Origin of the sequence: Caulobacter sp. S45, from assembly GCF_903642205.1 — a bacterium.
Taxonomy (GTDB): Bacteria; Pseudomonadota; Alphaproteobacteria; order Caulobacterales; family Caulobacteraceae; genus CAHJWH01.
Genome location: NZ_CAHJWH010000134.1, coordinates 1 through 8844 on the forward strand (window position 1 = coordinate 1; position 8844 = coordinate 8844).

The 8844-nt window shown below is 69.2% G+C and carries 8 protein-coding genes; 4 read left to right on the forward strand and 4 right to left on the reverse strand.

The features are described from left to right. Positions 1-78: 78 nt before the first annotated feature. Together bla and flhA are read left to right on the forward strand one after the other, a co-directional pair. A complete protein-coding gene (gene bla / locus HUV06_RS12480; RefSeq protein ID WP_174301589.1) occupies positions 79-969 on the forward strand; it encodes a class A beta-lactamase in 891 nt (296 codons plus the stop codon). Positions 970-1133: 164 nt separating this feature from the next. Further along, entirely contained in the window at positions 1134-3227 is a 2094-nt protein-coding gene (flhA, locus tag HUV06_RS12485) for a flagellar biosynthesis protein FlhA (protein ID WP_174301590.1), read from the forward strand. A gap of 42 nt (positions 3228-3269) precedes the next feature. Here the strand turns inward: flhA and ald are convergent, their stop codons facing one another. After that, positions 3270-4373: an alanine dehydrogenase gene (gene ald / locus HUV06_RS12490; RefSeq protein WP_174301591.1), complete on the reverse strand. Its 1104-nt coding sequence runs from the start codon at positions 4371-4373 to the stop codon at positions 3270-3272. 112 nt (positions 4374-4485) lie between these two features. Between ald and HUV06_RS12495 the strand changes: the two genes are divergently transcribed. Further along, complete coding sequence (locus tag HUV06_RS12495) at positions 4486-4932, forward strand: BLUF domain-containing protein (protein WP_174301592.1); 447 nt, start codon at positions 4486-4488, stop codon at positions 4930-4932. Here the strand turns inward: HUV06_RS12495 and def are convergent. Then, a complete protein-coding gene (gene def, locus HUV06_RS12500; RefSeq protein ID WP_174301593.1) occupies positions 4929-5447 on the reverse strand; it encodes a peptide deformylase in 519 nt (172 codons plus the stop codon). The two genes, HUV06_RS12495 and def, sit on opposite strands and share 4 nt — an antisense overlap. A gap of 37 nt (positions 5448-5484) precedes the next feature. Further along, entirely contained in the window at positions 5485-6522 is a 1038-nt protein-coding gene (locus tag HUV06_RS12505; protein ID WP_254601095.1) for a site-specific DNA-methyltransferase, read from the reverse strand. 402 nt (positions 6523-6924) lie between these two features. Here HUV06_RS12505 and HUV06_RS12510 point away from each other — a divergent pair, with 402 nt between their 5' ends. Next, positions 6925-7698 carry a hypothetical protein gene (locus HUV06_RS12510; protein WP_174301595.1) on the forward strand — a complete coding sequence of 258 codons (774 nt, stop codon included), beginning with the start codon at positions 6925-6927 and terminating at the stop codon, positions 7696-7698. A 210-nt stretch (positions 7699-7908) separates the two neighbouring features. On the opposite strand, the gene HUV06_RS12515 is transcribed toward HUV06_RS12510, so the two are convergent. Then, positions 7909-8844, reverse strand: a 936-nt coding sequence (locus HUV06_RS12515; protein ID WP_174301596.1) for a chloride channel protein, incomplete at its 5' end; no start/stop codon positions are given.

The following is an 8844-nucleotide window of genomic DNA, read 5'->3' on the forward strand; positions in this document are numbered from 1 at the left end:
TCCCCACAGGGGAGAGGTTTGATCCGCCCCAGGTGTCCCGCCGGCCTTGAACCCTCTTCCCCTCGGGGAGAGGGCAGGGTGAGGGGAACTGCCGCCGCGACGCTTGATCGCCGCGCGCTTCTCGCCGCCGCGCCCGCCCTGATCCTGGCCGCGCCGGTCGCGGCGTTCGCCGCCACGCCCGATTTCGCCGCCCTCGAGCGCGCCACCGGCGGCAAGCTCGGCGTGTTCGTGCTCGACACCGGCTCCGCCCGCACCCTGGCCTGGCGCGCGGACAGCCGCTTCCCGTTCTGCAGCAGCTTCAAGGCGCCGCTGGCGGCCTTCGTGCTGTGGAAGGCGGAACGGGGCGCCCTGCACCTCGACCAGCCCGTGCCCTACGACGAGGCGGACCTCGTCGGCTGGTCTCCGGTGACCCGCGCGCATGTGGCCCAGGGCGTGCTGACGGTGCGCGAGCTTTGCGCGGCGGCGGTCGATTACAGCGACAACGGCGCCGCCAACCTGCTGTTGCGCCTGGTGGGCGGCCCGCAGGCCTTGACGGCCTGGATGCGCCAGGCCGGCGACCCCGCCTTCCAGCTCTCCCACCCGGAAATGCAGCTGAACCACTCGCGCTTCGGGGACGCCATCGACACCACCACGCCCCGCGCCATGGCCGAAAGCTTCCGCCGTCTCGCTTTCGGCGATGTGCTGAGGCCGGCTTCCCGCACCCGGTGGATCGACTGGCTGGTGGCCAACACCACGGGCGACAAGCGGTTGCGCGCCGGCCTGCCTGCAGGATGGCGCGTGGGCGACAAGACCGGCACCTGGAACGAGGGCTGGTTCAGCACCGTCGACATCGCCGTGGCCTGGCCGCCCAGCCGCCCGCCGCTCGTGATCGCCGGCTTCGTCACCGACCATCCGAGCACCGCCGCGGGCGAGGCGGCGCTGGCCGAGGTGGCGCGGCAGGTCGGGGTTTGGGAGCAGGCCCGTGGCTGAACAGACCCTCTTCTCCTCCCCTGCACAGCGGGGAAGGTGGCGCGGCGCGCGCCGCGCCGTGACGGAGGGGGCGTCCAGCTTGACGCGACGGCGGCGGCTACGCCCCCTCCACCCCGCTTCGCGCGGTCCCCCTCCCCCCCTTCGCAGGGGAGGAGACGTCTCCCATGGCTAGCCTGACCCTTCCGAAGTTCACCCTCTCCCGCTCCACGCCCGGCGACGTCTGGGGCGTGGTCGGGCGGGGCGAGGTGGCGTTGGCGCTCGGCGTCGTGGGCATCGTCACCCTGCTGATCCTGCCGCTGCCGGCGATGATGCTGGACCTGCTGCTGGCCGTCTCCCTGACCACCGCGGTCCTGATCCTGATGACGGCGCTGCTCATCAGCAAGCCGCTGGAGTTCACCGCCTTCCCCAGCGTCCTGCTGGCCACCACCCTGTTCCGGCTGGGACTGGACGTCGCCTCCACGCGGCTGGTGCTGACCCACGGCCACGAGGGCGGCGACCCCGCCGGTCACGTGATCCAGGCCTTCGGCGCGCTGATGATGGGGGGCAACTTCGTCATCGGGGTGATCGTGTTCATCATCCTGGTGGTGGTGAACTTCGTGGTCATCACCAAGGGCTCCACCCGCATCGCCGAGGTGGCCGCCCGCTTCGCCCTGGACTCCATGCCGGGCAAGCAGATGGCCATTGACGCCGACCTCTCCTCCGGCCTGGTCGACCAGGAGGGCGCCCGCAAGCGCCGCAAGGAGCTGGAGCAGGAGAGCACCTTCTTCGGGGCCATGGACGGCGCGTCCAAGTTCGTGCGGGGCGACGCGGTCGCCGGCATGATCATCCTGGGCGTCAACATCGTGGGCGGCATGCTGATAGGGGTGCTGCAGCACCACGTGTCGTTCGCCACTGCGGCGTCCACCTACACCGTGCTGACCATCGGCGAGGGCCTGGTCAGCCAGGTGCCCGCGCTGGTCATCTCCATCGCCGCCGGCTTCCTGGTCTCCAAGGCCGGCGTCGAGGGGTCCGCGGACAAGGCGCTCGTCGCCCAGCTCGCCACCAACCCGGTGAGCCTCGGCATGGTGTCCGCGGCCGCCGGCGTGATGGCGGTGGTGCCGGGCATGCCGCTCCTGCCCTTCGCCGGCATCGCGCTCGGCGCCGGCGCACTGGCGTGGAAGTCGTCGCACAAGCCAAAGACCGTAAGCGCCGACGGGACCGCCGCCCCGCCAGCTGAAGCGCCGGAGGAGCCGATCTCCACCGCACTCGCTATCGATGACGTAAAGATCGAGCTGGGCTACGGCTTGCTAAGCCTGATCAACGACGTGGACGGCAGGAAGCTCACCGACCAGGTGCGCGCGCTCCGCCGCACCCTGGCCGGCGACTACGGCTTCGTCATGCCCTCGGTCCGCATCCTGGACAACATGCGCCTGCCCAACCAGGGCTACGCGCTCCGCATCAAGGAGATGGAGGCCGGGACCGGGGAGGTGCGCATCGGCAGCCTGATGTGCATGGACCCCCGCGGCGGCCAGGTGGAATTGCCCGGGGAGCACATGCGCGAGCCCGCCTTTGGCCTGCCCGCCACCTGGGTGGACGATTCGCTCCGGGAGGAGGCGAGCTTCCGCGGCTACACCATCGTGGACCCGGCCACCGTGCTCACCACCCACCTGACCGAGGTGCTGAAGGACAACATGAGCGACCTGCTCTCCTACGCGGAGGTGCAGAAGCTGCTGAAGGAGCTGACGCCCGAGCAGAAGAAGCTGGCCGACGACATCATCCCCAGCGTGGTGTCCGCCACCACCGTGCAGCGGGTGCTGCAGGCCTTGCTGAAGGAGCGGGTCTCCATCCGCGACCTGCCGATGATCCTGGAGGGGATCGGCGAGGCGGCCGGCCAGTCCGCCGGCGTCACCGCCCTGGTAGAGCACGTCCGCGGCCGGCTGGCCCGCCAGCTCTGCTGGGCCAACCGGTCCGACGACGGCAGCCTGCCCATCATCACCCTCTCGCCCGACTGGGAGCAGAGCTTCGCCGACGCCCTGATCGGCACGGGCGAGGACAGGCAGCTGGCGCTCGCCCCCTCCAAGCTGCAGGGCTTCATCCGCAGCGTGCGCGAGACCTTCGACCGCGCCGCACAGTCCGGCGAGACCGGCGTGCTGCTCACCAGTCCCGGCGTGCGCCCCTACGTCCGCTCCATCGTGGAGCGGTTCCGGGGGCAGACCGTGGTGATGAGCCAGAACGAGATCCACCCGCGGGCGAGGCTGAAGACGGTGGGGCAGGTGTAGCTCCAGGCCCTCTTCAATCTGCCGGAAGAGATCGCCCCCAGCTCAGGCCGCCAGCTGGTCCAGCATGCCGAGCGACTCCGCCACCGGCCGGCAGGTCAGCTTGCCGCCCTTCACGTTCAGCCCGGCGGCAAAGCCGGGGTCGGCGGCGAAGGCTGAGTCCATGCCCATGTCAGCCAACTTCATGACGTAAGGCGCCGTCGCCGCGCCCAGCGCGTAGGTGGAGGTGATGGGTGCGGCCCCCGGCATGTTGGCCACGCAGTAGTGCACTACGCCATCCACCACGAAGGTCGGCTCGGCATGGGTGGTGGGGCGCGAGGTCTCGAAGCAGCCGCCCTGGTCGATGGAGATGTCCACCAGCACCGCGCCCTTCTTCATGGTGGCGAGGTCCTGGCGGCGGACCAGCTTGGGGGCGGCGGCGCCGGTGACCAGCACCGCCCCGATCACCAGGTCCGCCTCGCGCAGGCCCGCCAGGATCGCGTCGCGAGCGGAGAACTGGGTGCGCAGACGCCCGTCGAACTGGGCGTCGAGCTGGGCCAGGCGGGTGGGGTTGATGTCGTAGAGCGTCACGTCGGCGCGCACGCCCACCGCCATCTCCGCGGCGTTCTCGCCCGAGACGCCGCCGCCCAGGATCATCACCTTGGCGGGCTGCACGCCCGGCACGCCGCCGATCAGCAGCCCCCGCCCGCCGGCGGGGGAGAGCAGGGCGGCCGCGCCCACCTGCACGGACATGCGGCCCGCCACCTGGCTCATGGGGGCGAGCAGGGGCAGGCGACCGGCCTTGTCGGTGATGGTCTCATAGGCGATGCAGGTGGCGCCCGACGCCATCAGCGCCTTGGTCTGCTCGGGGTCGGGCGCCAGGTGCAGGTAGGTGAACAAGGTGTGGTGGGGTTTCAGCCGGGCGATCTCCTCGGGCTGGGGCTCCTTCACCTTCACGATCAGCTCGGCGGCGTCGAACACCGCCTGCGCGTCGGCGACGATCCTCGCCCCGGCGGAGGCGTAGGTCTGGTCGGAGACGTCCACGCCCTCGCCCGCGCCGGCCTGGACGAACACTTCGTGCCCGCTGTCGGTCAGGGCGTGCACCACGCCGGGGACGAGGCCGACCCGGCTCTCCTGGCTCTTGATCTCCTTGGGCACGCCGATGCGCATGGGGGTTCTTTCGTGGGATTCTGGTGGGGGTGTTTAGCCCCGTGGAGCGGCCCTGTCTGCGCCTGCTACCCCGTTTTAACCCGCAGCACATAAAACGGCTCGGAGGTGGCGAATGAACAAGCTCACGCGTCTCGTCTATGTCAGCCGCGTCTCCGACGCGGCGCGCCTCGACCTTGCGTCCACCGTAGGTGCAGTTCTGAAGGTTTCGCGCGCCAACAACGCCAAGGCGGGCGTAACGGGCATGCTGCTGACCCATGACGGCTTTTTCCTCCAGACGCTGGAGGGTCCAGACCATGCTGTGCAGGCGACCTGGGCGAGGGTGTCACACGACGCGCGACATTCGTCGGTGAAGGTGATCGGGACGGACTTCTGCACGGCGCGGGCCTTCGGCCGCTGGGCCATGTGCGCCAACGACCTCAGCGCTGCCGATACCGACATCCTGCGGGTCCTGGCCGGGCGCGGCCAGTTCCAGCCCTACGAGATGACGGCGCCCTCCGCCGTCCGCCTGCTGAAGACGATCGCCGACATCCACACGCGGCAGGCGGAAGCCGCGGCCTAGGCCGCCTTGGCGGAGCGGCCCTTCTTCACCTTGGCCACGGCGCGGTCGCGCTTCAGCCGCGACAGGTGGTCGATGAACAGCACGCCGTTCAGGTGGTCCATCTCGTGCTGGATGCAGACGGCGTAGAGGCCCTCGGCCTCCTCCTCCACCGTCTCGCCGGCATAGTTCAGATAGCGCACCTTCACCCGCGCGGGGCGGTGCACCTCGTCGTAGATGTCAGGGATGGACAGACAGCCCTCTTCGTAGGGAACCGTCTCCTCCGACGACCAGGTGATCTCGGGATTGACGAAGTGGCGCGGCGCCGGCGGTTCGCCTTCACGCGCCAGGTCCATGACGATGACGCGCTTCATCACGCCGACCTGAACGGCGGCGAGGCCGATCCCAGGCGCTGCGTACATGGTCTCCAGCATGTCGTCCATGAGCGTGCGTAGGTCGTCGGTCACGCCGCCTTCGACGGGCGTTGAGACCTGCTTCAAGCGCGGGTCTGGAACGATGATGATCTCGCGCAGGGCCATGAAGGATATCTAGCCAAGCGGCGTTGGAGCGGCAAGGTCAGGCCAGCCCGGCCCTCACCTCGGCGCGCAGGCTGTCGATCGGCTGCAGGCCGCGGTCGGTCTTCAGGTGCCAGAAGGTCCAGCCGTTGCAGGCCGCCGCCTGGTCCACCAGGGCGCCCAGCTTGTGGATCGAGCCGGAGAGATCGCCGGCCACCAGGCTGCCGTCGGCGCGCACCCGGGCGGAGCGCCTGCCCTTGGGGCAGTAGAGCTCGTCGCCGGGGCGCAGCAGGCCCGCCTCCAGGATCATGCCGAAGGGGATGCGCGGCTCGGCGCGCTTGGACCCGGTGACGGCGAGCTGTTCGGGATGAACGGGGATCACCTCGGCGATACGGCGGGTCGCCACCTCGATGTAGGCCGCCTCGCGTTCGATGCCGATGAAGCGTCGGCCGAGCCGCTTGGCGGCGGCGCCCGTGGTGCCCGTACCGAAGAAGGGGTCGAGCACCACCTCGCCCGGCTTGGTGGAGGCCAGCAGCACCCTGTGCAGCAGGGCCTCCGGCTTCTGGGTCGGGTGCGCCTTGGCCCCGTCGGCGTCCTTCAGCCGCTCCTCGCCGGTGCAGAGCGGCAGGGTCCAGTCGGAACGCATCTGGCTGTCGTCGTTGAACACCTTCAGCGCGTCGTAGTTGAAGGTGTAGCGGCGCTGGCCTGAGGACTTGGCGGCCCAGATCAGGGTCTCGTGGGCGTTGGTCAAGCGCGTGCCCTTGAAGTTCGGCATGGGGTTGGTCTTGCGCCAGACCACGTCGTTCAGCAGCCAGAAGCCGAGGTCCTGCAGCGCCGAGCCGACCCGGAAGATGTTGTGGTAGCTGCCGATCACCCACAGCGCGCCCTCGTCCTTCAGCACCCGGCGGCACTCGCTCAGCCAGGCGCGGGTGAAGCGGTCGTAGGCCTCGAAGCTGTCGAAGCGGTCCCAGTGGTCGTCCACCGCATCGACCTTGGAGTTGTCGGGCCGCAGCAGCTCGCCGCCGAGCTGCAGGTTGTAGGGCGGGTCGGCGAAGACGAGATCGACCGAGCGGTCGGGCAGCTTGGCGAGCTCGTCCAGGCAGTCGCCCTGGAGAAGGGTTCCCTCGGGGAAGGCGGTGGGGCCGCTTCGTCCTTCGACGAGCTCAGGAAGAGGCGGAAGGCGGATGTCGCCTTGCGGACTCAAGCCCGGGGACCGTGTCTTTGCAGGCGCTCGCATTCGGCCTCATCCTGAGCTCGTCGAAGGACGAGGCCGCAGCCCCGTCGCTGACCGAGTCTCAGGCCGGCATGGTTAAGGCCGGTTCACGGGACGTGGTTAACAAGGCGATCGCAGCTGTATTGCAGAGCCGTAATGTTCAGCCTACGGTCAATCTCAGTTCCTCGCCTAGCGTTCAAGGCCCAGGCTCGCCGCCTGCGGCCTCGTGCATCTCCGGCGCGCAGGCCTAGAGACGCCTCGCGTCTTCACCGTGCTTAGAGGAAGATCATGAAGCAGTTTGTCCTTGCGGCCGCGCTGTGCGGCGCGATGTCCGGCGTGGCCCTGGCGGCCGACAGCCCGTTCGCCGGCACCTGGAAGCTCGACACCACCAAGAGCCAGTTCACCGGCGACACCCTGGACTACAGCAAGACCGCGACCGGCATGCACTATTCTGACGGGGCGGTGGCTTACAACTTCGCCATGGACGGGAAGGACTATCCCGTCATGCCCGGCCGCACGACGAGCTGGACCAAGACCAGCGCCGACGGGTGGGACATGGTCGCCAAGGCCGACGGCAAGGTGGTCGTGAAGAGCCACAGGATGCTCTCGGCGGACGGATCGACCCTCAGCTCCGCCTGGACCGAGTACCGGCCGGACGGCACGACGGCCAAGGGCAGCACCGTCTACAAGCGGCTTTCAGGCTCGACCGGCCTCGCCGGCAAGTGGAAGGACGTGAAGGTCCAGGCCACCGACGACACGATGAAGATCATGGTCCCGGCGGTCGGCCACTACGAGATGGTTTCGCCCGCCTATAAATCGACCATCATCGGCATGACCGACGGGACGCCGGCCCCGATCAAGGGGCCGACAGTGCCGCCGGGCGCCATGGCCAGCTACAAGGCCGCAGGCATGGGCACGTGGGACTACACCATCACCGTGCAGGGCAAGGCGTACGAGAAGGGCATGCTGACCGTCTCCCCGGACGGCAAGACCCTGACCGACACCTCCTGGACGCCCGGCAAGGAGTCGGAGAAGTCGATGGCGGTGTACGACAAGAGCTGAGGGGCGTTCTGTCAGCTTGATTCAATCCGCTCATCCCGGCGAAGGCCGGGACCCAGATCATAGGGCTCGCCGCCTGAGCCCAAAGGCACGCCTCATCTTCTAACCGCCGCGTCTATTGATCTGGGTCCCGGCCTTCGCCGGGATGAGCGGAGAGGTAGGCTGAGCGGATGCACATCGAGCGCTGCAGGAGTGTCTCCCGATCCAGCCCTCTCAGCCCGTCCCGATCACATCCCGGTTGGCGTCATTGAGCGCTTCGGCGTAGCGGCGGGTGGCGTAGGCTTCGTTGAGCAGGCCCACGACCTGCTTGGTGTCTACGCCATCCACCACCGCCAGCGTCTCCGCCTCGGCCTTGCCGAAGGTGTCCATCGCCTGCTTGACGTTCATGTCGGGTAGCAGCGCCACCTCGTCGAAGCGGGCCAGCTCCACGATGCGCTTTTTGGCCGCCGTCTCGTCCAGCTCGGCGGCGAACGCCACCGGGGTCGCCAGCAGGCCGCGGTAGCGGTGGTCCTCGTCCAGCACGACGACGAAGTTGCGCGAGCCGAGCGGATAGCGGCGGCGGAACTCCGCGACCGTGGCGCGATCATCGATGGTGGCGACGTCCTTCCGCATCAGCTGGCCGACGGTGAGCGAGCGCACCCAGCCCACGTCGGCGGCGCTTCGGATGGTCTCGCCGCGCAGGTGCAGCCGCCAGGTGGAAAAGGAGTAGCCGAACACCTCGCGCACCGTCAGGCTGGCGGCGATGCAGGCCATCAGCACCGCGCCGGTCAGGGTGAAGTCGCCGGTGGTCTCCAGCACCAGGAAGCTCATGGTCAGCGGGCCGCCCACGATGGCCACGGCCACCGTGCCCATGCCGGCCAGCATGCAGGCGGTGACGTCCAGGCCGAAGCCCGGCATCAGCCGTTCCAGCCCCACCCCGTAGAGCTTGCCGACCAGGCTGCCGACGAACAGAGAGGCGAAGAACAGGCCGCCCCGGAACCCGGAGCCTAGCGAGATCATCGAGGCGGCGAGTTTCAGCACGATGAGCAGGGCCAGCGCCTTCATCGACATGTCCATTGGCCAGTCGAGCCGCAGCGCCCCGTGCCCCGCCGCCAGCACCTGAGGCGAGACCAGCGCCAGCCCGCCGACGATGAGGCCGCCTACGGCCGG

Excerpts from the sequence above, each read along its gene's own strand:
- flhA (WP_174301590.1), top strand. The coding sequence starts at position 1,134 with ATGGCTAGCCTGACCCTTCCGAAGTTCACCCTCTCCCGCTCCACGCCC.
- ald (WP_174301591.1), bottom strand. The coding sequence starts at position 4,373 with ATGCGCATCGGCGTGCCCAAGGAGATCAAGAGCCAGGAGAGCCGGGTC.
- HUV06_RS12495 (WP_174301592.1), top strand. The coding sequence starts at position 4,486 with ATGAACAAGCTCACGCGTCTCGTCTATGTCAGCCGCGTCTCCGACGCG.
- def (WP_174301593.1), bottom strand. The coding sequence starts at position 5,447 with ATGGCCCTGCGCGAGATCATCATCGTTCCAGACCCGCGCTTGAAGCAG.
- HUV06_RS12510 (WP_174301595.1), top strand. The coding sequence starts at position 6,925 with ATGAAGCAGTTTGTCCTTGCGGCCGCGCTGTGCGGCGCGATGTCCGGC.